General features: G+C 63.1%; 20 protein-coding genes and 2 pseudogenes. 6 read left to right on the forward strand and 16 right to left on the reverse strand.

Features of this window, described 5'->3' with window-relative positions:
• Nucleotides 1-171: 171 nt before the first annotated feature.
• Together JC607_RS21285 and JC607_RS21290 are read left to right on the forward strand one after the other, a co-directional pair.
• Nucleotides 172-429 (forward strand): type II toxin-antitoxin system ParD family antitoxin, encoded by a 258-nt coding sequence (locus tag JC607_RS21285; RefSeq protein WP_198838827.1) that lies wholly within the window; start codon nt 172-174, stop codon nt 427-429.
• Nucleotides 426-725: a type II toxin-antitoxin system RelE/ParE family toxin gene (locus tag JC607_RS21290; protein ID WP_198838828.1), complete on the forward strand. Its 300-nt coding sequence runs from the start codon at nt 426-428 to the stop codon at nt 723-725. The genes JC607_RS21285 and JC607_RS21290 overlap by 4 nt, the downstream gene beginning before the upstream one ends.
• Before the next feature lie 2 nt (nt 726-727).
• On the opposite strand, the gene JC607_RS21295 is transcribed toward JC607_RS21290, so the two are convergent.
• The 4 genes from JC607_RS21295 to JC607_RS21310 all read right to left on the reverse strand — a co-directional run bounded on the left by JC607_RS21295 (nt 728) and on the right by JC607_RS21310 (nt 8,167).
• Entirely contained in the window at nt 728-1,438 is a 711-nt protein-coding gene (locus tag JC607_RS21295) for a UPF0149 family protein (RefSeq protein WP_198838829.1), read from the reverse strand.
• A gap of 109 nt (nt 1,439-1,547) precedes the next feature.
• Nucleotides 1,548-2,474 (reverse strand): DUF2493 domain-containing protein, encoded by a 927-nt coding sequence (locus JC607_RS21300; RefSeq protein ID WP_198838830.1) that lies wholly within the window; start codon nt 2,472-2,474, stop codon nt 1,548-1,550.
• A 315-nt stretch (nt 2,475-2,789) separates the two neighbouring features.
• Nucleotides 2,790-3,833, reverse strand: a complete 1,044-nt coding sequence (locus tag JC607_RS21305) for a toprim domain-containing protein (protein ID WP_198838831.1) — start codon at nt 3,831-3,833, stop codon at nt 2,790-2,792.
• Nucleotides 3,833-8,167: a strawberry notch family protein gene (locus JC607_RS21310; RefSeq protein WP_198838832.1), complete on the reverse strand. Its 4,335-nt coding sequence runs from the start codon at nt 8,165-8,167 to the stop codon at nt 3,833-3,835. Before JC607_RS21310 ends, JC607_RS21305 begins: the two co-directional genes overlap by 1 nt.
• A gap of 636 nt (nt 8,168-8,803) precedes the next feature.
• On the opposite strand from JC607_RS21310, the gene JC607_RS21315 reads away from it, so the two are divergent.
• The 3 genes and pseudogenes from JC607_RS21315 (at nt 8,804) to JC607_RS21325 (ending at nt 11,651) form a co-directional block, all read left to right on the forward strand.
• Entirely contained in the window at nt 8,804-9,757 is a 954-nt protein-coding gene (locus JC607_RS21315) for an ATP-binding protein (RefSeq protein ID WP_198838833.1), read from the forward strand.
• A pseudogene (locus JC607_RS21320) lies at nt 9,729-10,489 on the forward strand (IS5 family transposase). The gene JC607_RS21315 and the pseudogene JC607_RS21320 overlap by 29 nt, the downstream one beginning before the upstream one ends.
• Before the next feature lie 106 nt (nt 10,490-10,595).
• A pseudogene (locus JC607_RS21325) lies at nt 10,596-11,651 on the forward strand (hypothetical protein).
• A 17-nt stretch (nt 11,652-11,668) separates the two neighbouring features.
• Here the strand turns inward: JC607_RS21325 and JC607_RS21330 are convergent.
• The 9 genes from JC607_RS21330 to JC607_RS21370 all read right to left on the reverse strand — a co-directional run bounded on the left by JC607_RS21330 (nt 11,669) and on the right by JC607_RS21370 (nt 19,092).
• On the reverse strand, nt 11,669-11,968 hold the full coding sequence (locus JC607_RS21330) for a type II toxin-antitoxin system RelE/ParE family toxin (protein WP_198838835.1): 300 nt from the start codon (nt 11,966-11,968) through the stop codon (nt 11,669-11,671).
• Nucleotides 11,965-12,222, reverse strand: a complete 258-nt coding sequence (locus JC607_RS21335) for a type II toxin-antitoxin system ParD family antitoxin (RefSeq protein WP_198838836.1) — start codon at nt 12,220-12,222, stop codon at nt 11,965-11,967. The genes JC607_RS21330 and JC607_RS21335 overlap by 4 nt, the downstream gene beginning before the upstream one ends.
• A gap of 401 nt (nt 12,223-12,623) precedes the next feature.
• Entirely contained in the window at nt 12,624-13,319 is a 696-nt protein-coding gene (locus tag JC607_RS21340) for an ATP-binding cassette domain-containing protein (RefSeq protein ID WP_198838837.1), read from the reverse strand.
• A gap of 12 nt (nt 13,320-13,331) precedes the next feature.
• Complete coding sequence (locus tag JC607_RS21345; protein WP_198838838.1) at nt 13,332-14,504, reverse strand: FtsX-like permease family protein; 1,173 nt, start codon at nt 14,502-14,504, stop codon at nt 13,332-13,334.
• On the reverse strand, nt 14,501-15,718 hold the full coding sequence (locus JC607_RS21350) for an HlyD family efflux transporter periplasmic adaptor subunit (RefSeq protein WP_020952599.1): 1,218 nt from the start codon (nt 15,716-15,718) through the stop codon (nt 14,501-14,503). The genes JC607_RS21345 and JC607_RS21350 overlap by 4 nt, the downstream gene beginning before the upstream one ends.
• Before the next feature lie 28 nt (nt 15,719-15,746).
• The gene (locus JC607_RS21355) at nt 15,747-16,238 is read right to left on the reverse strand and encodes a cytochrome b (RefSeq protein WP_041528415.1); all 492 of its coding nucleotides are present in this window, start codon (nt 16,236-16,238) and stop codon (nt 15,747-15,749) included.
• Nucleotides 16,235-16,882 carry a protein-disulfide reductase DsbD N-terminal domain-containing protein gene (locus JC607_RS21360; RefSeq protein ID WP_198838839.1) on the reverse strand — a complete coding sequence of 216 codons (648 nt, stop codon included), beginning with the start codon at nt 16,880-16,882 and terminating at the stop codon, nt 16,235-16,237. Before JC607_RS21360 ends, JC607_RS21355 begins: the two co-directional genes overlap by 4 nt.
• A gap of 109 nt (nt 16,883-16,991) precedes the next feature.
• Nucleotides 16,992-17,624, reverse strand: coding sequence for a DsbA family protein (locus JC607_RS21365; RefSeq protein WP_198838840.1), 633 nt, complete (start codon nt 17,622-17,624; stop codon nt 16,992-16,994).
• 79 nt (nt 17,625-17,703) lie between these two features.
• Nucleotides 17,704-19,092 (reverse strand): SLC13 family permease, encoded by a 1,389-nt coding sequence (locus JC607_RS21370; RefSeq protein WP_198838841.1) that lies wholly within the window; start codon nt 19,090-19,092, stop codon nt 17,704-17,706.
• A 75-nt stretch (nt 19,093-19,167) separates the two neighbouring features.
• Between JC607_RS21370 and JC607_RS21375 the strand changes: the two genes are divergently transcribed.
• Nucleotides 19,168-19,983: a helix-turn-helix domain-containing protein gene (locus JC607_RS21375; RefSeq protein ID WP_198838842.1), complete on the forward strand. Its 816-nt coding sequence runs from the start codon at nt 19,168-19,170 to the stop codon at nt 19,981-19,983.
• Nucleotides 19,984-20,064: 81 nt separating this feature from the next.
• Here the strand turns inward: JC607_RS21375 and tsaA are convergent, their stop codons facing one another.
• From tsaA to JC607_RS21390, 3 genes are read right to left on the reverse strand one after another with little or no spacing between them, the layout of a single operon-like run.
• Entirely contained in the window at nt 20,065-20,475 is a 411-nt protein-coding gene (gene tsaA / locus JC607_RS21380) for a tRNA (N6-threonylcarbamoyladenosine(37)-N6)-methyltransferase TrmO (protein WP_198838843.1), read from the reverse strand.
• On the reverse strand, nt 20,472-20,828 hold the full coding sequence (locus tag JC607_RS21385; protein WP_198838844.1) for a DUF5368 domain-containing protein: 357 nt from the start codon (nt 20,826-20,828) through the stop codon (nt 20,472-20,474). Before JC607_RS21385 ends, tsaA begins: the two co-directional genes overlap by 4 nt.
• A 12-nt stretch (nt 20,829-20,840) precedes the next feature.
• Nucleotides 20,841-22,178 (reverse strand): NAD(P)/FAD-dependent oxidoreductase, encoded by a 1,338-nt coding sequence (locus JC607_RS21390; protein ID WP_198838845.1) that lies wholly within the window; start codon nt 22,176-22,178, stop codon nt 20,841-20,843.
• Nucleotides 22,179-22,209: the final 31 nt, after the last annotated feature.

A 22,209-nucleotide genomic window follows, 5' to 3' on the forward strand; every position in this document is an offset into this window, starting at 1 on the left:
ATGATCGAAGAGGCCGGAAAGAGGGAAAGACTGAGCCCTGTGCGCTCATGACGACGGGAAAATCCGACAACAATCCCGACGAAAGGCAGGAAGGCAGCGCCATGATCGCCACAAGGATTGATAACAGTTATCAAGCGTGGCATTGTGAAACCAGCAATAGCGGAGGTCGAGATGATCAGTGCCGATCTGGGAACACAGCTCGAGAGCTTCGTGGCGAAGCTGGTCGAAACCGGCCGCTACAATTCCAAGAGCGAGGTCCTGCGCGAAGGCATCCGCCTGATCCAGGAACGCGAAGCCCGCCTTGCCGTGCTGGACCAGGCTTTAGCCCGGGGGCTCGCAGATGCTGATTCCGGGCGGGTCAAACCGGCCGGCGACGTATTCGCGCAGCTCGAGGCAAAGTATCAAGCGATGGGCACACCTGCGAAATGATCGTCGAGATCACCGCCGAGGCCGAAGCGGACCTGGAGGCCATCGGCGATTACATCGCACGGGACAATCCCGCCCGCGCGGTCAGCTTTGTCCGCGAACTCGGGCGCAGTTGCATGGATCTGGCTGACTTCCCCGAGGCCTGGCCGGTCATCCCACGATATGAGACACAAGACATCCGGCGCCGCGTGCACGGGCGCTACCTGATTTTCTACCAGATCCGCAGGGATAAGGCGACAGTGCTTCATGTCCTGAGCGGCGCGATGGACGTTGACGCGGTCCTGTTCCCGCAAGGCTGAGGTCAGTGAACAGCGCCGCAGCATTTCTTGTACTTGCGCCCTGAACCGCAGCTGCACGCATCATTGCGACCGGGCTTCGATGCCGCTGAGGGCGCAGCAGTCAGATTGGCGGCCAGCGGCAGACCGGGCATGGATTTCGCCGTATGCGCCTTGGCGAAGGCGTTCAGATCCTCGACCATATCGGGGATCAGATCATGGGCCTCGCGCGACAATTTCGTAGCCTTCCAGCCTTTCCCTTCGGCGAACCCGGTCGAGATACGCGAGAGTTTGCCTGCGAGATTCAGCGCCTTCTTCGCCCGCCGGTCCTTGCTGTCCTCAATCAGATCCCAGGCGTCAGGCCGCAGTCGCATCGCCGCGACGAAACCCATCATCCAGAACTCCCAGATAATGTCCCCGTTGCGCTGATCCTCGTCGAGGACAGGGAAATACTCCCCCGGGATCATCAGCATTCCGGCGACACGGTTGTAATGCGCCATGATGAGATCGAGAGACGCCTGAAGCTCTTCGGCGCTGTCGAACTCAGGCGGGCCGCCAGTCCCCCAGACCTTGGCAAGCCAGACAGACGGCGAAATCATTTCCGGACAGGTGATGAGACCCGCACAAAAACCATCGAATTCGGCGAGGATCATCGGATCGTTGTCTTCGGGCAATGCCGAAAGCACCGCATCGAGGCGATCAAGGTCTTCATCGCTATGCCAAAGTGTAATCGTCATGCTGAGCCTGCCGTCAGGGAGTACGTTCATGTCTTTCCTATACGGGTTCGCTTTGCTGCAAAACACCCGGCCGCAGGTCTGAGCCGTCGGAACCCGTATGGGGTGGCGCTCACGCGCCACCCTTTGCCATGCGGTAGACCGGGATGCCCATCTTGCGGGCCTTGTCAGCGAGATTTTCCTGAATGCCGGTGCCGGGAAAGATGATGACGCCGATCGGCAGGCAGTCGAGCATCTGGTCATTGCGCTTGAAGGGGGCCGCCTTGGCGTGTGTCGTCCAGTCGGGCTTGAAGGCGACCTGCGGCACCTTGCGGTTGCTGGCCCAGGTGGCGGCGATGCGCTCGGCGCCCTTCGGGCTGCCACCATGCATCAAGACCATGTCCGGATGCTTGGCGTGGATCTGATCGAGACGGTCCCAAATCGTGCGGTGATCGGTGGTATCCCCACCCGAGAAGGCAACCTTCGGCCCCGGCGGCACCAGCATCTCGGTTTCCGCGATCTTTTTGGCGGCGAGGAAATCGCGACTGTCGATCATCGCGGCTGTCAGATGGCGATGGTTGGTGCGTGATCCCGAACGCGGGGCCCAATGGGTGCCGGTCACGCGCAGGAAGATGTCGGCGGCGGTTTCGCGGAAGAGTTCCAGGCTCTCGCGGCGTTCGATCAGATTGCCGCCGATGCCGATCAGGCTCTCGAGCTGGACGGATTTAACTTCGCTGCCATCCTGCTCGCGCTGAAGGCGTTTCTGCGCCTGCTCGTTGTCATCCAGTTTACGCTCGATCCGCTCGGCGGCGCGGTGGAAGGTGTTGACGGTCGACCAAAGGATTTCGTCGAGGTCGAAATCGAGGCTGGTATCGGCCATGGTAGAGATGAGGGCGTCGAAGATGTCGGAGACTGCGGTCTGGATGGCCTGGTCTTCGGGGGTGGGCCGGGGATCTGCCTCGCCCTCAGCGGGACGGTAGCCATAGAGCTGCATGTCCTCGATGATATGGCCGGTCGGGGAAATGGTGTGATCGGGCTCGAAACTATCCTGGGCATACATGGGATGCATCCTTCGGCTTGGACCGCGACCGTCGCGGCCTTCTGGCGACGACAAGCCCACGGGGGCTCCGGCCGGGCAGCCCGCGCATTCGCGGGCCCTGATGGCAAAGCCCGGCTGATTTGCTTCGCGATGTAAAGGCGGGGCTTGCCCCGCCGACGGAAATCAGTCGGGCGCCGCCATTGCCGGGCCGGAGCGTTTGTGGGCCGCTCGCCCTCTGAGAAGGCCTCGGCGCGGTCCTCTCGCCGAAGGGGGTTGCTTCCTCTGTCTGCCCGGGCAGGAGCGCGCCCGCCCGATCACCCACCCCGTTCCGGCGGATCAGCGAACGGTCATGAAGCGGCTGACGTCCTCGGGGGCGAGTTGCCCCCGGACCTGCGCCCGAAGTGCCTCCAGACCCGGCCCCGTTAGATCGTCGTTGAAATCCCCCAACATGGGCGAGAGCGGGATAGCCTCGATACCGACCTCGTGTGCCCGGGCGACCAGGCTATCCCGCGCGCCGTCGCCGGCGGGATCATTGTCGCGGATGATATAGAGCCTGCGCAGATCTGCCGGGAAGAGGATGGCTGCGAGATGTCCCGCGGAGAGAGCCGCAACCATCGGCATCTTTGGCATGATCTGACGCAGCGAGAGCACGGTCTCGATGCCCTCTCCTGCCGCCATGACATCTTGCGCCTGACCAAACCGAACCGCGTTGCCGAGCAAATCCCCCATCGCCTTGCGCGGGGACCCGAGAGGCGCTTTCCCGCTGCCATCGCGGGTGAGCCAGGTGCGGTGCACGCCGGTAAGCTTGCCGTCGAGGTCGGTGATCTTGCCGATCAGCGCGGGCCAGGTCTCGGTCGGACCCTCGCATTCCGGACGGTAGTAGCAGTCAGGGTGGAAGCGAAGATTGTCCGTGTCTCGCAAATCCGTCAGGCCACGCTTGCGCAGATAGGTGCCGGCCAGCGTGCCCCGGATGGACCGGGACATGCGCCAGAGCCGTTCTGCAGCGTCAGGTGAACCGGAGGGTGCTGGTGCCGATCTGAGCCTTTTCGGCTCCGGTGCCGGTTCCAGCTGCGGCAGGCTGAGGAACCGCCGGGCCTCCTCGGCGACATCGGCGAAGTTGCTGAGGCCGAGGGTTTCGCGGATCACATCTAGCAGGTCGCCATGCTCGCCGCTCTGGCCATCGGTCCACTTACCTGCTGCCCCCTTGCCCGAGGCTGGCCCGGTGAGGCGGACGAACATCGACCGCCCCGGTTCATTGCGCACATCGCCGACCTGCCAATAGTTGCCCTGTTTGCGGCCATTCGACAGATAGTGCCGGCACACCGCCTCGGCCTGTTGGCCGAGACGCTGCGACAGATCGGCGGCATCAATGCGAGCCATTACGACGCCTCGCGCTCGGTGATGCGTCTGATCGGATAGACCGCCAGCAGCTTGCCAAGGATCGCGGCACCATTCGCACCCACCGGCACGAAGAAACGCAGCTTCCAAGAGATGATCTCGCTGAAGAGCCCCCAGGCCCGAAGCCGCTCCCGCATCGCTTCCGAAAAGCCGGTCAGTTCGATCCGGTTCGCGCCCATTATGCGTGACCGGCGCAGTTGCAGGCCCTCGGCAAGATCGAGGACGGTCCGTCCGTCGAGCAATGCCGCATAGGCCTGCTCCGGCGTCAGGCTCGACGCCCCGCTTGCGGTGGCGTTCGCGGCCCAGGCGGGCGAAACCCGGCGGCCGATGATCCGCTCGCCGTCATCGGTCTGCAGGCGATAGACGCGGGTCTCATCTTGCGGCAGGCGCTTCCAGACCGGCAAAAGCAATCCCGAGACCACATGCAGCGTGGCATCCGAGAATTCCGGCACATCGGCGACCTCGGCCCGCCATGCGGCCGCGAAGGTCTTTTTGTCAGTCTCAACCCAAAGCGTGTCACTCATCATCCTGATGGACATGCTGAAGGCTTCCATCGGACGGATCAAGCGCACACGGCGCTCGATCTCGCCATCGTCAAGCATGATCGAGGTCGTTGGCACCTGCACGGCCGCACGCCCCGAGCGGCTGTTGACCAGCAGCACGGCCCGTGGATCGTCCAACTCGTTGAGCGCGGCATCGAGCAGCAGGGGCGTGTTCCGCCGTCGCTCGGTGATGGTCAGGAGCCGGGTCTCAGCTCCGGTGCCGGGATGGGAGTAGATTACCTGCCGGTCGGTTACGGTGAAGCTTTCGGCCTTCAGCGTCTCGAGGCCCAGATCATAAATGCCGGCCGCCATCGCGCCCTCGACCTTCGCCTCCAGCAGCTGCTCGAAAGCAGTGAAGAGAATGCCTTGCAATTCGATGGTCAGCGCCAGCAGACGGTTGAGGAAGGTGGTGATCGGCGGCAATTCGTCCTTGATGCCGTTTGAGTCCATCAGCTTCAGGCCGGTGGCGGATTCAAACCGTTCCAGCGAGCAGCCCTCGACCCTGCCGCGTACCAGCAGAAGGTAGAGCTGACGCAGAGCCGCCCGGGCATAGGGGCTTTCAAGATTGTCCTCGGGGCGGAACAGCCCCTGCCCGCCGGTCTGGCGCTGACCGCGGGTGATCGCCCCGAGCGTGTCAAGGCGGCGCGCGATGGTGCTGAGGAACCGCTTTTCCGCTTTCACATCGGTGGCAATCGGCCGGAACAGGGGCGGCTGCGCCTGGTTCGTGCGATTGGTGCGGCCAAGGCCCTGGATGGCGGTGTCGGCCTTCCAGCCTGGCTCCAGCAGATAATGCACGCGCAGGCGCTGGTTCCGCGCCGAGAGTTCGGCGTGATAGCTGCGCCCGGTGCCGCCCGCGTCTGAGAAGACGAGGATGCGTTTGCCGTCATCCATGAAGGCCTGAGTCTCGGCGAGGTTGGCCGAGGGTGCGCGGTTCTCGACCGCCAGCCGCGCCGCCGGGCCTTCGCCCTTGCGGATGATCCGACGCGAGCGTCCCGTAACCTCGGCCACCTTATCGGTGCCAAAGTGCTGCACGATCTGATCGAGTGCCCCCGGCACCGGCGGCAGGCCGGCCAGATGCTCGATCATAGCGTCCCGCCGGGAAACCGCCTCGCGGCTTTCAACGGGCTGGCCATCCCGGAACACGGGCCGCGAGGTAACATTGCCCTCGCCATCGCTGAACGGCTCATAGAGCTGCACCGGGAAGGAATGCTGCAGGTAGCTCATGACATATTCGCGCGGAGACAAGTCCGTGTTCAGATCGTTCCATTCCTCGGTCGGGATCTCTGCCAGCCGCCGTTCCATCAGCGCCTCGCCGGTCGAGACGATCTGGATCACAGCGGCATGGCCCGCCTCCAGATCCTCGGCGATCGAGCGCAGCAGGGTCGGAGTTTTCATCGAGGTCAGCAGATGGCCGAAAAAGCGCTGCTTGGTGCTCTCGAAGGTCGAGCGCGCCGCAGATTTCGCCTGCCGGTTCAGCGTGCCGTCCGAACCGGTGATGTTCGCCGCCTCCATCGCCGCATCGAGGTTGTTGTGGATGACGGCGAAGGCCCCGGCATAGGAATCATAGATCCGGCGCTGTTCTGGTGTCAGCTGGTGCTCGATCAACTCGTATTCGACCCCGTCATAGGAGAGCGAGCGCGCGGTATAGAGGCCTAGCGAGCGCAGATCGCGCGCCAGGACCTCCATCGCTGCCACGCCGCCGGCCTCGATCGCCTCGACGAACTCGGCCCGGGTGGCAAACGGGAAATCTTCTCCGCCCCAAAGGCCAAGGCGCTGCGCGTAAGCGAGGTTGTTCACCGTCGTTGCCCCGGTGGCTGAGACATAGACCACGCGTGCGTCAGGCAATGCGTGCTGCAAGCGCAGTCCCGCCCTGCCCTGCTGCGAGGCTGCAACATCGCCACGCTCGCCCTTGCCGCCGGCAGCGTTCTGCATGGCGTGGCTCTCATCAAAGATGATCACCCCGTCGAAATCCGCCCCGAGCCAGTCCACGATCTGGCGCACACGCGAGACCTTTTCGCCCCGGTCGTCGGAGCGCAGCGTGGCATAGGTGGTGAAGAGGATGCCTTCCGACAGTGTGATCGTCTTTCCTTGCGCATAGCGGGAAAGCGGCGTGATCAAGAGTTTCTCCTGCCCGAGGGCCGACCAGTCGCGCTGCGCATCCTCGATCAGCTTGTCGGATTTGGAGATCCAGAGCGCCTTGCGGCGCCCGCGCAGCCAGTTGTCGAGAATGATCCCCGCCGATTGCCGACCCTTCCCCGCACCGGTGCCATCGCCAAGCATGAAGCCCCGGCGGAAGCGGACAGCGCCGGTAGCACCCGCTGCCGCAGCGCTGACCGTGTCCAGGGTCTCGTCCAGCGTCCAGGAGCCAGCGAGGTGATCGCTGTGCGCCTCGCCGGCATGGATCACCGTCTCGAGCTGCGCGTCGGAGAGGCGGGCGCAGATGTCAGCGGGGAGCATGGGCCGATAGGAGGGACGGGGTGGCGCGACCGAGGCCATGGCAGCGGATTGCACGAGTTTGGTCGGATGCGGGGCCGCGTCTGGAATCCGGATCACCTGGAGGGCGTATTCTTCATAGATCGCGTCCGAGAGCCGCGCGGCTTCAGGCGGCGTCCAGTCCAGCGTCTCATAGGCGAGTTCGATGGCATTGGGACTGGTCGACGTGAGCCTAGCAGGCTGGGCTGCACCGGCGCGAGCAAGGTAGGTGCGCACCGTGCGGCCGGCGGCCGGTGCTGTCGGTGCCGGTGGCCGGGGCAGATCGACCACGCAGCGCGGCGGCACCTGGGCTGTGATCCAACCGAGCAGGGTCGCAACATCAGGGGTGATGCCCGAAGAAGCCGGGAAGGAGGAAGGATCCTCGGCCGGGAGCTTGTCGATCACCGTCAGCCGCGTGTCGAAACTGGTGCCATGCTTTGCATAGACGGCACCGTCCACGGCCGCCGTGAAGACCACACGGCCATGCTCTTGCAGCCGGATGAAGGCATCGCGCCAGGCCGGTGCTTCGGGGCCGAAACCCGCACCGGTGATGGTCACCAGCCGTCCGCCGGGGGCGAGCCGCGCCAGAGCGGAAGCGATATGGCGGCAAGCGGCATCACCCACGCGGGTGGTCACATTGGCCAGCGCCGAGAACGGCGGATTCATCAGCACAACTGACGGCACTACCCCGGCATCAAGGTGGTCGTGGATCTGCGCGGCATCGAACCGGGTGACAGGCAGGGCCGGAAAGAGGGCGGCAAGGAGATCCGCGCGGGTATCGGCCAGTTCGTTCAGCGCGAGACTGCCGCCGGCGATGTCGACGAGGATTGCCATCAGGCCGGTGCCGGCCGAAGGCTCGAGCACCACATCCGCAGGCGTGATTGCCGCAGCGGTGACTGCCGCAATCCCGAGCGGAAGCGGCGTGCTGAACTGTTGCAGTGCCTGGCTTTCCTCGGAGCGCCTCGTATGGCTCGGCAGCAAGCCAGCGATCTTCGTCAGCGCCGCGAGGCGCGCCTCGGGCGCTCCCGCCTTGCGGTACAGCGCGCGGCCGAACTTGCGCAGAAACAGAACCGTGGCGACCTCACAGGCCTCGTAGGCGTCTTTCCAACCCCAGAGGCCGGAGGCATCAGATGCGCCGAAAGCGGTTTCCATGGCACCGCGCAGCATCGTGCTGTCGATGCGCTGGCCGCGTTCGAGATGCGGGAGAAGCGCCTGCGCTGCAGCCAGAATGCAGGGCGCGGACAGAACAGGAGTGCGCGCGACCGGCGCTTGCGCCGTGGTCGCGGGGGACAGGTCGTTCATCGGGAAGATCCTCGGGAGAGCAGAGCGCGGGACGGCCCCGGACAGCGCTCTCTCTCAACCGCCCGGAACCTGCCCGTTCCGGCCCCCTCTCGACCTCTCACGCTGAGCCGGACAGGCCCGTAGCCTCGCCGCGATCGCCGCGGCACATCACTCGGCGGACCCCGCCTCTGGCGGGTCCTGCGTCAGGGATCTATGCCCGAAAGGGGGAAGACGGCGACGCCGGCTTCCGTCCGCCAGGACCTGAGCCCGGTCCCGGCTATGCCGGGAGACGCCAAAATCCGCTCAATGCTTCAGTTGGACCACCTTATAGCACCGGGCGCTTCACCGCTGCTGAAGTACTCAGCAACATGGCATTGCTCAATGATCGCGCGACCAAAGAGGCGGCCCAAAGCTGCCGGTCGATCTCGTTTTTTACCGCGTCAGCTTCCCAATCTTGCCATGAGGGTGCATTCGGAAGGTTGGAAATATCCCACGTTATGGTCCGATCCCGCCCGCCTGTGAAACAGAGGAGAGGCGGAGCGGCGAACAGGTTCCCTAGCATGTGGGCCCGCAGGTCAGTACCGAGGAAAACTGTCGGATTGCGCCTAACCAACTAGGAAGTCATAGTGGCGCTAAGGGCAGGTTGGAGCAAATCACATGGACGTTCGAGTTCAAACGGGTTGGGACAATGACCCCGCAGGACGCATCCGAAACTTATCTCTTGCTCCGAATGCCAAGAATTCACTTTTCCCGCTCTTTGAAGCGGTGATGAATTCCATTCATGCCGTCGAAGACAGATTTGGTAAGGATAATCTCAGTAAGGGTGAAGTTTTGATCGAACTCCACCGTACTGAAACTGGAGATATGGAAGGTTTCACGGTTTCCGACAACGGCACTGGCTTCAACGAAAGCAACCTCGCGTCTTTCCGTCGAATGGACTCGCGAGCCAAGGAAAAAATTGGTGGAAAAGGCGTAGGACGCCTTGTTTGGCTCAAGGTGCTGGATGAGGTGCATATCAAAAGCATTTATGATGACGGGTCCAGCGGGCGTTCAGTTTCGTTTGATTTCAAGGTTTCCAACCCAACGGATAACCTGACCTTCTTACCAGCGGATCGCAGCACCGCAGGTTCAATTGTTCAACTGACCCCCTACAAACGGGAATACGCACTTCACATACCAAAGAAAGCAAGCACGGTCACAAATCGGCTTCTGGCACACTTCATCAGCTACTTCATCAACATCAGTCACCCCAAAATCACGGTCTGTGATGTGGACGCCGAAATTGACTTGTTCGACGCGTTCTCAGCCTCTGTTGAACGTGATGCGGACTATCGATTCGATGTAGTGGTTTCGGGTGCTTCCGCTGATTTCGTCTGCCATTGCTTTTTGCTTCCCAAAGCAATCTCAGACGACGAAAGAAGCACGAATGCACTCTACCTTGGCGCGAACGGGCGTGCTGTTAAACGGTTCGATATGGACGGGGTAATAGGTCTAGGTCATGTTGACAAAAGGGATTCACACCGAGCCTGGAGCGTGATTCAAGCTGGTATCTGCGATGGAGACCAGCTTGGCACGAGACCTGATGTCGGACGAGGAGTGGGCGTTCTTTGAACGGTTTATCCTGGCGGTCCGTGCGCCGAACGGGCGCAAACCGACCAACCACCGCCTTGTTCTTGATGGGATTTTCTGGATCGCTCGCACCGGTGCCCCATGGCGGGACCTGCCTGAGGAGTTTGGCAAATGGTCGAGCGTCTACCGGCAGTTCCGACGCTGGACGCTGGCAGGTCTCTGGGAGGACATCATGGACGCCCTGAACCAAAGCGGGGCAGCGCCGGATGCCCTCCAAATGGTCGACAGCACCGTGGTTCGCGCCCATCATCAGGCAGCGGGCGCAAAAGGGGGACTCCGCGACAGGGTTTTGGCCGCTCAAGAGGTGGCTTCACGACCAAGATCCACCTCCGCGTCAATGCAGCAGGCCTGCCCATGAGGACCGAGATCACGCCGGGCCAGACATCCGACTACCTGGGGTTTGATCTGGTCATGGTCGACAACCTGCCTGAGCCGAGCGTCCTGTTGGCCGACAGAGGCTATGACGCTGACAGCATTCGGGAAAAGATGGAGGTGCGTCACGTGCTCACCCAAATTCCCATGCGAAAATCACGTAAGATGCGCGTCGGCGTGGATCATTCGCTGTATTCGTTGCGCAACCTCGTCGAGCGGTGCTTCAACAAGCTCAAGAACGCACGAAGGGTCGCAACCCGCTACGACAAGACCGCCCAGAGCTTCCTCGGCTTCATCGACATCACCTCGATCCGTCTATGGATACGCCATTTGTCAACATGACCTAGAGAGCCCTCGCAGACCATCGCGCGCGCATGCTATATAAGGTATCCAGGTACGCTCTGACAAAACCCTTGGGTAAAATGTAAAATAGCCGTATTTTGCACATATGAAGCCTCAAGCACCTGCCTTCCATGATGAATCTGATACTTTCTCCCTCGACGGTCAGGAGGTGGAACGGGCGTCCGAGGACGATCTTTGGTTCCTGCCCGGTCCGATGGGCGACGAGCCGGATTACCTGCTGCCCGGACCACGGGCTGAACCGCGTGAAACCGAGGTGCTCGACGATTGGCGGAAAGCAGAGGGGGGTCAGCCGCGCGTCTTGCTCGAGTGGCCGGTCGCGTCGGCGCGCTGGACGACCGGCTGAAGCGCGGCCCGGAAGGATGGCGGCACAGGCTTGCCCTGATCGAAGCGGCAGACCTCAGCTGGGTTGTGGGTGACCGCATTTGCCCAGATCGGCTGGCGCTTTGGATATCCATGCGCTTGTCCGGCGTGCAGGACGACACCGCGGCGCTCGCGCGTGTCGGTTGGGCAGTGCGGCGGCTGACGGGTGGACCGGGGCCGGAGCAGGACCTGTCCGCTTTCCTAGACCGTCGTGACCCCGAGAACCTAAGTGATGAGATCGAGCCGTTCGTGGATCGTGCGAGCGGCTGGCTGGATTTGATGGGGCAAGCCGCAGACCTGCACTCGATCACCCGCGCCGCTATGGGCTTTCACCTATGGGGCCTAGCGGGGCTCGGGCAGCACGGTGACCAGATGGAAGCGGCTGTCGCGGCGGCACGGATCGCCGCCTGCGAGGGGAGAGGAGCAGTTTTCGCGCCTCTGGCCATGGGCGGAGCAGGGGGGTTACGCGCCGGCGGTTCACCGTTTGACCGTCTGGCGCGTTGGCTCGATGGCATGTGTGACTGCGATGCGGCAGCTTGACGATATCGAAGCGTGGTCAGTGCGGGCGGAGGCCGAGATGGCATCGCTCTCGGGCAGGACGCCCCCGGCCTTGCGCGCGGTGCTGACCGAATGGCCGCTCGTCTCCGCCCCGATGGCCGCGGCCCTGACCGGCGCCAGCCGCGCCGCCGTCCAGCGCAACCTTGCATGGATGCAAGCGCGGGGTCTGATCCGCGAGGTGACAGGACAGGGGCGGTTCAGAATGTGGAGGGCCACGCACTAACCGCGCAGATCGGGTCGTCAGCCGTCCGGGAAGAGCATCGTCTCGACGTCCATAGCACCATTCAATATGTGCAAAATCGTGATCTGGTCAGCGCCGACTCGGTAAAAGATCAAATACCGGCCATGCACACTGCGACGGATGCCGTGATGCTCGTAGCGGGGCACCACCGGCCAGGCTTGTGGCATTTCGGCTATGTTGAGACACAGCTGGTAGAGTTCGCGCACGAAGCTCAGCGCCCGTGCGGGATTGCCGCGGGCAATGTAGTCACCGATCGACTCAAGATCCGCCTCGGCCTCGGCCGTGATCAGGACCTTCATTCCGTGGGCCGACCCGCACCTTGATACCTGAGCTCGAGGCGCGCGACGACATCAGCCAGCGGCTTGGTCCGTTTTGCATCTTCATCATCAATGCCTCGCGCCAAAGCCTGATCGAGCACGGTCAGTCTAGCCTCGCGTTCCTGAACCAGGCGGATCCCTTCCCGAAGAACCTCGCTCTTCGAATTGTACCGGCCGGTCTCGACGAGCTTCGTGACGAAGTTCTCCAACTGATGCCCGAGGTCTGCGCTGATCATGTGGGACGTCCTCCTGTATCAGGACGAACTTAGCGATCTTGATAATAGTTATCAAGTAGTGGGCAAGTGATGGTGGGTTTTGGTCGATTACCAACCAAGTTCCGGAGGCCAAACTGGTTCGCACCGACTGCCGATCAGTTCGACAATCAGGCTGCTTGGGCGCAGGCCCTTGAGAGCACTTTGGATGATCGTTCGACGACGCGAAGGCACGGGCAGATCACTGTGCAGCATGGTGAGAGAACACCTCTGTGCCACCGTCGCCCAGGATGAGCGCTTCATTGCAGGCTGGCCGGTTTCTGGTCTTGGGCCGGGGGTGTCGGTCTGCGAATGTACCACAGCTACCACGCTGGATTCACCAAATGAATTGCTCACAGGACCTGTGCAAAAGAACTTACCAGCACTCATTGCTTTCCGGAATCTGACACGATGCGCCCATCCTCCAGAGTCAGGATCCGGTCCGCGCGGTCGAGGATCCTGGGATCGTGGGTCACAAGCAGTGTTGTTGTGCCGCGCGCCGCGCCTAACCGCTTGAGGAGGTCCACCACATCGGCGGCACTGTCCTTGTCCAACGCAGCGGTCGGTTCATCTGCCAGCACAAGCGCCGGGTTTCCGACCAGCGCACGCGCCACGGCCACCCGCTGCTTCTGGCCGCCGGACAGGTTCGCGGGCAAGTAATCCATCCGGTCGGACAGCCCGACCAGACCAAGCGCGCGCGCCGCTGCCTTTTGTGCGATGTCATCCGGCACGCCGGGGCGCACCTGTGCCCCCATGACGACATTTTGCGCGGCGGTCAGGCTTTCATGTAGGTTATGAGCCTGAAAGATGAAGCCGAGTTGCTGACGCTGCCGCGTAAGTTCGTCCGCGCCTGCGCCCAGCAATTCGCGGCCAAGCAACCGCACGGAGCCGTCCTGCACGGCCCGCAGGCACCCGACCAGCGTCAGCAGCGTGGTCTTGCCCGAACCCGACGGGCCCATCAGCACCGTGAAACTGCCGCGCGGCAGGCTGAGGGTGATGTCGAACATGGCCTGTTTGCGGGCGTCACCCGTTCCGAACCAGTGGTTGAGTTCCTTTACCGCAACGATGGGCGCATCTGTCATTGTCTTCACCTTTCAGAACAGGTCGGCGGGATCAGCCGCGGCAAGCCGCCGGGTTGCAATCACCCCCGACAGCGCCGAAAAGACGACCGTTCCCACGAAAACGGTCACAGCCATGCCCGGCGTCATCAGCAAGGGCAACGTCGTGACCTTGGCCATCAGCGTCAGGATCGCGGTGCCGATCGCAAGCCCTGGAAGAAAGCCCAACAGGCCCAGCACCAGCGCTTCCTCCAGCACGATGCCCAGAAAGAAGCGCGGGCCATAGCCCATTGCCTTGAAGGTCGCGTATTCGCGCATGTGGTCTGCCACGTCTGCCGACAGCACCTGATAGACGATCACCAGCCCCACCAGCACACCGATCAACACACCAAAGCCGAAGATCACGCCGGTCGGGCGCTGGGTCTGCTGATAGTGCAGATCCTCTTGGGCGGCATCGGCATAGCTGCGTACACGCAGGGTCTTGTCCGAGATCACGCCGCGCAACCGCGCCACGGTTGCGGTGACATCTGCGCCGGGGCGCAGGCGCAGCAGGATGTGGTCGGGCGCGGCGGAGGTTCGCGAAGGGAACAGCGACAAAAAGGTCTGATCCGACACCAGCATGAATCCGTCGCCGCCAAAGCCGCCGCCACCTGCAAAAGTGGACATGGCGGTCAGCGTGCGCCCGAGGGTTTCAAACCGCAGCGGCGTTTGCGGGCGGATCGCGGCGGCCTCGTCCGCAGGCAGGCCGCGTGCCAGCCGGTCAAGGATAGCCACGCCCTGCACCTGCAACAGATGCAGGCCGTCCGACACGGTCGGCGCAAGAAAGGCGGGTCGGGCCGGGTCGATCCCGAATGTGGTGAAGACAATCTCGTTGCCGCCCCGGTCCCAGGGCACATTCCCCACGAACAGGCCCATCCCTTCGGTCACATCCGGGTCGGCCAAAGCTTGCAACATCCATTGACGCGCGACATTGTTTCCCTCGGCCAGAGCATTCGCATTGCCGGCCGAGATCATGACATCTGCCTGAAAAAACCCATAGGGTTTGAGCGTCGCCGTCGCCATCGAGTTCATCAGCCCAAGCTGCACGAACACCAGCACATTGGCGAAAGCCACACCTGCCAGCGCAGCGGCAAAGCGTCCGCGCTTGTGGGTCAGTTGCAGCCAGCCGATGGGAAGTCGCCCGAAGACCCATTGCAAAAGGCGGCTCATGGCGCGACCCGCGCCCGCGCGCCTGTGTCGATGCGGGCGACGGCTTCGAGGTTTGTGTATCGTGCGGCGATGATGGACGACTCGGGTTCCAGCACGACCAGCACCCGGATGACGCGCGCATCCGAATTTGCGGCGGCATCGTCCGAGATCAGCCCCTGCCGTCCAACGGTCAGGCCGATGCTGTCCACCGTTCCACGCAAGGACCGCCCAAGCGCATCGGCGACAATCTCGACCGGCTGGCCAAGGGCCACCGAGGCGATGCGGTCCTGCCAGATTTCCACTTCGGCCATCATCTGGCCGGTGTCGCCCATCTCCATGATCCCCTCGGCAGGCGGACGCTGGCCGGGGGTGGCGTGGATATTCAGGATCGTGCCGTCGATGGGGGCGCGCACCTCGGCCCGGCCAAGGTCCATGCGGGCACGTTCCAGTTCGGCTTCAGCGGCGGCAACATTGCGGGCGGCGACAACAACATCGGGCTGATCGTCAACCGCAAGTGAGGCAAAGCGTGCCAGCGTCGCCTCGGCCCGGGCGACGGCCTGCGCCGCCTCACTCGCGCGCGATTGCGCAGTATCGAGCGTGGCCGTTGTGGCGACCCCGCGTTCGCTCAGTGCCTGTGTCCGCTCAAGACTTGCAGCCGCTTCAGCCGCACCGGCGCGGGTCTGGTCAAGCGTCGCCTGCGCTTCGGCACGGCTGGCCTCGATGGAACTCCGGGTCTGCATCAGCGTCGCCTGCCGCACGGCAAGGTTCGCTTCGGCCTGAAGCACGGCCCCCTCCAGCGCCTGGGCATTGTCCAACCGTGCCAGCGGATCCCCCCGCGCCACCGTGTCACCGATTGCGACCAGAATCTCGGCCACCCGCGCATCCCCCGCCCCATAAGGTGCTGCAACCACGGCCACGTCCCCGCGCGGCATGATCCGCGCCAGTCCCACCACATCGGAGGGCAACAGCGTCTCGGCCAGCTGCACGGGGAGCACGATTTCGGGCGGCAATGCGATCGGGCTGTTGGAACCGCCACCCGGTTGCAGGCCCGACATTTCGTAGAAACGCTGCAATGCGGGCGGCTGGAAATACATGCCGAGTACCCCGCCCGAGAACATCAGCACCGGGATCAGCAGAACCAGCAAATATCTTTTGTGAAACACCTGGCGACGCGGCGGGGGGGCATCGGGACGTTCCAGATCAATGGGCAGGGTGGTGTCATCAGTCAGGGGCATGCCCGGTTTCCTTCACTATTCGGCGCCGTCAATCAGCCGGGCGGATCATCCGCAGCATCAGATTATTTTTGAGAACAATGCGGTGGAACAGCACGGCAAGAACGTGCAGCACGATCAGCGCAAGAAGTGCGATCTTCACCACATTATGGGCCTCGGCGCCAGCCGCGATGTCGCCAAACCATGCCATCGCACCGGTGACCGCCATGGCAGCAAGCAGCACGTAAAAGCCCCAATGTGCGACATGGCTCAGCGTCTTGAGGGGGGCAGGCTCATTTTCCGGCGCGGGCGGCACGCCACGGGTCAACCGCAACACGAGGCGCCAAAGCACGAAGGCCAAGATCAGCATACCCCCCGCGACATGGGCAAAAACGAGTGGCGAAAAGGCAATTTCCTGTCCCTCGGAATAGGCATCCCACGCGGACGAAATTCCGTCCTTGAACATGTATTGCCCCGCCACAAGCACGGCCACAATCCAATGCAGGCCGATTTGAGTGGCGGAGTATCCGGTTGTCTGTTTCATGTGTCCGCCAGCGCGAGTCCGAAACCAAGGAATGCCAGCAGAACCAGTCCTGTGCCACCGCGCTTGGCAAGGCCCGCCAGCATGCCCTCACCCTTTGCCAGTTCCATCTGCGGTGCGGGGGTCGGCGCCTGTTCCGCAATCTCGCCCGAGCCTGTTGCCCGCGCGGGATCTTCTATTGCGGAACCGCCCGGCGCTGTCCCCGCCGCTAGTTCCGGCAGGCTCAGGCTGCTGGTGACCGGCGCATAGCAGATCCCATCCTCCTGACAGCCCTGCCAGGTGATACGCACCTCGCCACCCGCACTGGGCAACAGGATTGAGGCATTGCCGTAATAGACCTCCACCCGGCCAAAGCCCGGATCGTCCTTGATCCGGCCCGCAGATGTCTCGACCGCAAGGGCCGCGCCATCGGCGGTATGGGCGGCGATCTGATCGCGGTAAAGGTAGTAGCCCTCGGCAATACGCCAGCCGATGCTTGCCCGGCCATCACTGACCGACAGCACTTCGATGATGAAGGCATCCTCAGGGTCGAGGGGCCGGCTTCCGCCGCCCCCGAAGGTGAAGGTCTGCGCATGTGCCGGGAACCAGAACACGAGAAGCGCCAGAAGCAGCGCAGCGCAAGAAGGAAGGGAAGGATTGTGTTTCATGGGCGCTGACTTGGAAAAGTTGGCTTAACCAGGCCTTAAGCGATGTCCCCCATGACCGGACACGAATGCGAGAGCATCGCGCATTTGCGGTGCATGTGTTGGGTCCGGTTCAGGCCAGATCCTTGCGCGCCTGTGCTACCAGTTGCTTCAGTTCAGAGCCGGATTTCTTGCCGAACAATGCATCGTTGCCGGCGATGAAGGTGGGCGTTCCCATCAGCCCCATATGGTCACCAAGGGCCATGGATTGCGCAATATGGCCCTCGACATCGGCAGACCGCATGTCGCGTCGCAGCTTTGCCAGATCAAGCCCGACCTCCTGCGCGACCCGCATCGCCGAAGCCTCTTCGGCCCGCCCTCGGATTGCCATCAACCCGCTGTGGAACTGCCAGTATTTCCCCTGTTTCACGGATGCCAGCGAGGCACGGGCGCAAAACTCGGAACTTTCGCCGAAAACAGGCCATTCCCGCAGCACCACACGCAGGTGCGGATCGTCCCCGATCAGCTTGCGGATCACCGGAACGCTGGTCCGGCAATGCGGGCAATTGTAATCGAAAAACTCGGTCAGGGTGACATCGCCCTTCGAATTACCCAGCACGGGCGAGAAGGGCTGCCGCTCTATCGCGTCGCGCAACTCGGGTGGCATGGGATTATCTTGTGCCCGTGCCATGGGCACGCCGACGGACAGGGTAAGGCCCGAGACCAGTCCGAGCGTGGTAAATTCGCGTCGTTGCAGCTTGCGCATGGTCTGATCTCCGGGCTCGTGAAAGGGTTTGATCCAGCCTCTGGCCCCTACCCCTTAACCGGGCCTTAAGCGCCCCCGGTCAGAGCGCGCCCAGCAGTTTCCACCACAGGAAATCTATGGGCAGCAGCACAAGGAAGGTGATCAGCGCCAGCGGCAGGGTGATCCGCAGCAAATGGCCCAGCTTTTCGCCCGACATCTGCATGGCAACCACCAGCGGCCCGACCTGATAGGGAAAGATCACCGTTGAAAACCCGATCACCTGCGTCATCAGCACGGTGTTCAGGCTGAACCCGGTCTGCGCGGCCAGATCTCCGGCCATCGGCGTCAGCACGGCCGGAACACCCGGCACTGTGGTGAACAGCCCCGTCACCGCCGACATCAGCGACAGCGAGGCGAAGTTTGTCGCATCCGCTCCCGGCTCCAGCGGCAGCGCCGCGATCAACGCCTGCCCAAGCATCGCCCCCAGCCCGGAAGCATTGACCAGTGCCCCGAGCGCCAGCGCCCCGGCGACAAAGAGCAGCATCCCGAAATCGACCGAGGCCTTGAAGGCCGGCGGCGTGACCACGCCGAAGCCCGGCAACAGCAGCAGCACAGCCGCCACCAGCCCGATCCAGGCCGAGTTCACGCCATGCAGACTGTCGGTCATCCACAGCGCCAGCGTCGCCAGCAGGATCACCGTCACCCGGATCCGCGCGGCGGGGCTGACCGGCTTGTCGCCTTTGGCGGCCTCGGGCGCAGGCAGGGCTGCGCCGGGCGTATCCGGGAACATCCACAAGACCAGAACCACGACCGCCAAGCCCTTCAGCACCCCCAGCACCGGAAAATGCAGCAGCAGATAGTCCATATAGCCGAAATGCGCGCCATGGATGGTCTCGGCCGCGCCCGACAATACCATGTTCGGGATGTTCGACGGCAGGATGGTGAAGCCGGGCATATTGGTGCCGATCGCCAGCACCGATGCGATGCCGATCCGGCCCTTCGATCCCGGCCCGAACCCCATCTGATCGGCCAGCGCCATGCCGACCGGCACCATCACCACCGCGCGCCCAATCGAGGACGGCATCAGAAAGCTCAGCAGAACCGATACCGCCATCAGCCCCGCAATCAATCGCGGATAGCTGCCGGTCAGCAGCGGCGCAAGGCCTCGTGCCAACATCGCGCCCAGCCCCGATATCGAGATCGCCGCCCCGATGACAAAACCCGAAACGATCAGCCAGACGGCGGTTGAGGAGAACCCGGCAAAGGCCAGATCGGGCGGGGCCAGACCAACGACCAGCAGCACCGCGAAGAAGATCAGACTGGCCAGATAGCCAGGCACAAGGCTCGTGGCCCAAAGCACCAGCGTGATCAGCACGATGCCGAGGATCCGCGCCTGATCCGGCATCAGCATTGGCGGCGGCAGGATCGCCATCACCAGTGCCAGCAGGGCAACGAGGGCTGTAAGAATATGTTTGGCGGAAAACGTCATCTGATCAAACCGAAGAGGCTGGTTGGTATCAGCTCTGATCTAGCCTTGACCGCACCCTTGTGCCAGACTGCGATCATGACAACAGATGTCGCCAAACCGCCAGATTTCGACCCCTCGGATATCGCCTTCACGATAGACCCGGCGCGCCCCATCCTGACTCATGGAAGGGTGATCGCCGCCGGACGCGCGGTGCGCCCGCACAGCCATCCGCGCGGTCAGCTTCTGTGGGCCATGCGGGGCGTCCTGCGCGTGGTCAGCAATTCCTGTATCTGGCTGGTACCGCCAAGCCACGCCGTCTGGATCCCCGGCGGTATGAAACATCAGGTCACAATCGAGGCAGAGGCGGAACTGCTGAACATCTATGTCGACCCTTCGGTCACAGTGCGCCCGCCAACACGGCCGATGCCCTGCTGCGCAGTGCTTTTGCTGACACCGCTGGCGCGCGAACTGATCCGCAGGCTTGGCGACAGCGATACCTCCGCCCCTTTCGATGAGCGGCTGCTCAGGTTCTGCGCCGTGCTGCTCGATGAGATCGAAGGCCTCTCCGAGGCGCCGCTGAACCTGCCCGGCGGTCAGGACGAGCGGCTGGTCCGGGTGACCCGCCATCTGATCTGCCATCCGGAAGACCCGAGCCAGCTTCCCGAACTGAGTCAGATCGCGGGCGCTAGCCCCCGTACGCTGGAGCGGCTGTTCCGCGCCGAGACCGGGCTCAGCTTCCGGCAATGGCGGTCGAAACTGCGTCTGCTCAGCGCGATCGAGGCGCTGAACCGCGGTGAAAGCAGCACGACCATCGCTTTTTCGATGGGTTACAGCAGCCCGAGCGCCTTCATCGCCGCGTTCCGCGAAGTCTTTGGAACGACACCACAGCGCTTTCTGAACAACGGCTCGTAAATCCGGTTACGACGAGGCGATTGCCTTCGCCCCGCCGTAACCATCCACTGGCCTTCGGGACGCTGAGGGCCAGGGGAAGTTCTATGCCTTTGTCGACCTGCCGCCACAGGAAACCGGCTTGATATCCAGTAGAGCCGTGCCATCGAGGCAATCGAGGGGACCGACGACAAGAATATGCCCCTCTACCGCGATCAGTGGCACCCGCGACAGCGCCACCGGATTGGGGCGATGCGGGGAGCGCATGGCAAAAACCCCGCGCTCGCCCCCGTCATGCGGACTGACCGAGCGCAGCACATCGCGCGCTGCGCGGTCAAACCAGTAGAGGAGATCCAGCTCAGACGCCGACAGAGCATGAAGCGCTTCGGCATATTCCGGCAGGATTTCCAGACGCGCTTCCTCCCCGCCCCGTCCCGGGCCACTCGGACAATCCGCCAGCGTCTTCCATGGGGTGCGGATCTGGCCGATGGGCCGCAAAAGGATGGGCGAGTTCATGGCTTTGCCGCCTTGCCGCGCAACAGCGACTGTGCGGTATAGACGAGGATCGCGGCTCCGACCGCACCCGCCACTGACACCAGCAGCAGCACGATCACATCAATCGGGCCACCGATGTCGCCAAAGCCCGAACTGGTCACATTTTGCACGAACAGCACCGCCGCAATGGCGCCGAACGGCATGGCAACCTGCGCCCAGAGGAATTTGCGCCAGGACACTGCCCGATCCCGCATCAGGACGTAGAGATAGGCCGCCGTCACAAGAACGGCAGCGGCCACCATCACCCATAACAGGCCGCGCCCGAAGATTTCCTCGAGCACCGCGATCATCGTCGAAAACGTTAGCTCCTGCATGTTCCCTCCTCCTCAGGCCCTGCCGCGCAGCATTGCGTTATAGGTGGCCTTCAACGCCACCTCCTTCATCAGCCAGCTGATCCACAACTCCTCCAAGGGTGCGATGAGACCGGGGAAGGAGGGCACAAGGTTGTTGTGATAGTCGAATTCCACCAGCATCGCCTTGCCGACACGGGTGATCATCGGACAAGAGGTATAGCCGTCATAGACCGTCGTGCCTTCGCGACCCTGGATGGCGGCGATCAGGTGATCCTCGACCACCGGCACCTGCCATTTCACGCTCGCCGCCGTCTTGCCCTTCGGCACCCCCGCCACATCGCCGAGCGCGAAGATCTCGGGATAGCGCAGGTGGCGCAGGGTCTTCATGTCGCATTCGACCCAGCCCTGGTCGGACCATTTATCCGCCCAGGACAAGCCCGATTGCCGGATCATCTCGGGCGCGCGCTGCGGCGGGATAACGTGCAGATAGTCATAGGGCATCTCGGTGGTGGATTTCACCACGGCGCCCGTCGCCGGATCGGTGGTCATTGTGGCGAATGTTGCCCGTTTCGCCCCGGCGTCGATGGTGGTCAGGGTCTGGCCGTAATGCGGGGTGATCTTGCGCTCGCCGAACAGCATCCGCACTTTTTCCGAGACGATCGGCACCGAGAACAGCACCTGCTGTGGGCAAGCGTAATGGGTCTCGTATTTGCCCTTGGCACCCCCACGGCTGGCGATGTCGTCGATCAGGAACGTATGTTTCAGCGGCGCGCCGGCGCATTTCATCTCGGTCGCGGGGCGGGTGAAGAGACCAATGCCGCCCTCCTCGGTGAACTTCTGCGCGGCCTGCCATGTCTTCGCGGCGTGCTCCGGCCCGGCATAAAGCGCGCCGATGCCGTTCTGCCCGACCATATCCAGCGCAAAGCCCTCGATGGCATCATGGTCCAGCACGAGGCCGGGCGCGACCACCAGAAAATCATAGTCCAGCCGCTTGCCGCTTTCGGTAGAGACGGTCTTTGCCAGCGGGTCGATGGCGGCGGCCTTCTCAGTAATCAGCGTCACGCCTTGCGGCAGCCAGTCGGTGGTCTGGCTGACGACATAATCCGCCGGTTTCAGCCCCGCCGCAACCAGAGACAGCCCCGGCTGATAGAAATGTTCCTTGCGTGGATCGACCAGAGTGATTGCCGCACCGTCCAGCCGCTGGACCAGACGATTGGCAAGCGTCGCACCACCCGCCCCCGCGCCGATGATCACGATCCGCGCCTTGGTCGCCAGCTTCGCCGCCTGCGCCTCGCCACCAAGGCCAAGCGCCAGCGCCCCAACCGCGCCCAGCCCCAACAGGCCACGCCGCGTGCTTCGAAATTCCGTCATCGTGAAGTCTCTCCTCCCTGCAAAACAAGGG

The organism is Paracoccus sp. IB05 (assembly GCF_016405985.1).
Lineage (GTDB): Bacteria > Pseudomonadota > Alphaproteobacteria > Rhodobacterales > Rhodobacteraceae > Pseudogemmobacter.

Bases quoted from the DNA above. Each gene is read 5' to 3' on its own strand.
- JC607_RS21355 (WP_041528415.1), bottom strand. From the start codon at position 16,238: ATGAAACAGACAACCGGATACTCCGCCACTCAAATCGGCCTGCATTGG.
- JC607_RS21330 (WP_198838835.1), bottom strand. From the start codon at position 11,968: ATGAAGGTCCTGATCACGGCCGAGGCCGAGGCGGATCTTGAGTCGATC.
- JC607_RS21375 (WP_198838842.1), top strand. From the start codon at position 19,168: ATGACAACAGATGTCGCCAAACCGCCAGATTTCGACCCCTCGGATATC.
- JC607_RS21370 (WP_198838841.1), bottom strand. From the start codon at position 19,092: ATGACGTTTTCCGCCAAACATATTCTTACAGCCCTCGTTGCCCTGCTG.
- JC607_RS21300 (WP_198838830.1), bottom strand. From the start codon at position 2,474: ATGTATGCCCAGGATAGTTTCGAGCCCGATCACACCATTTCCCCGACC.
- JC607_RS21290 (WP_198838828.1), top strand. From the start codon at position 426: ATGATCGTCGAGATCACCGCCGAGGCCGAAGCGGACCTGGAGGCCATC.
- JC607_RS21335 (WP_198838836.1), bottom strand. From the start codon at position 12,222: ATGATCAGCGCAGACCTCGGGCATCAGTTGGAGAACTTCGTCACGAAG.
- JC607_RS21345 (WP_198838838.1), bottom strand. From the start codon at position 14,504: ATGAGCCGCCTTTTGCAATGGGTCTTCGGGCGACTTCCCATCGGCTGG.
- JC607_RS21315 (WP_198838833.1), top strand. From the start codon at position 8,804: ATGGACGTTCGAGTTCAAACGGGTTGGGACAATGACCCCGCAGGACGC.
- JC607_RS21390 (WP_198838845.1), bottom strand. From the start codon at position 22,178: ATGACGGAATTTCGAAGCACGCGGCGTGGCCTGTTGGGGCTGGGCGCG.
- tsaA (WP_198838843.1), bottom strand. From the start codon at position 20,475: ATGAACTCGCCCATCCTTTTGCGGCCCATCGGCCAGATCCGCACCCCA.
- JC607_RS21340 (WP_198838837.1), bottom strand. From the start codon at position 13,319: ATGACAGATGCGCCCATCGTTGCGGTAAAGGAACTCAACCACTGGTTC.
- JC607_RS21360 (WP_198838839.1), bottom strand. From the start codon at position 16,882: ATGAAACACAATCCTTCCCTTCCTTCTTGCGCTGCGCTGCTTCTGGCG.
- JC607_RS21385 (WP_198838844.1), bottom strand. From the start codon at position 20,828: ATGCAGGAGCTAACGTTTTCGACGATGATCGCGGTGCTCGAGGAAATC.
- JC607_RS21295 (WP_198838829.1), bottom strand. From the start codon at position 1,438: ATGACGATTACACTTTGGCATAGCGATGAAGACCTTGATCGCCTCGAT.
- JC607_RS21365 (WP_198838840.1), bottom strand. From the start codon at position 17,624: ATGCGCAAGCTGCAACGACGCGAATTTACCACGCTCGGACTGGTCTCG.
- JC607_RS21305 (WP_198838831.1), bottom strand. From the start codon at position 3,833: ATGGCTCGCATTGATGCCGCCGATCTGTCGCAGCGTCTCGGCCAACAG.
- JC607_RS21350 (WP_020952599.1), bottom strand. From the start codon at position 15,718: ATGCCCCTGACTGATGACACCACCCTGCCCATTGATCTGGAACGTCCC.
- JC607_RS21285 (WP_198838827.1), top strand. From the start codon at position 172: ATGATCAGTGCCGATCTGGGAACACAGCTCGAGAGCTTCGTGGCGAAG.
- JC607_RS21310 (WP_198838832.1), bottom strand. From the start codon at position 8,167: ATGAACGACCTGTCCCCCGCGACCACGGCGCAAGCGCCGGTCGCGCGC.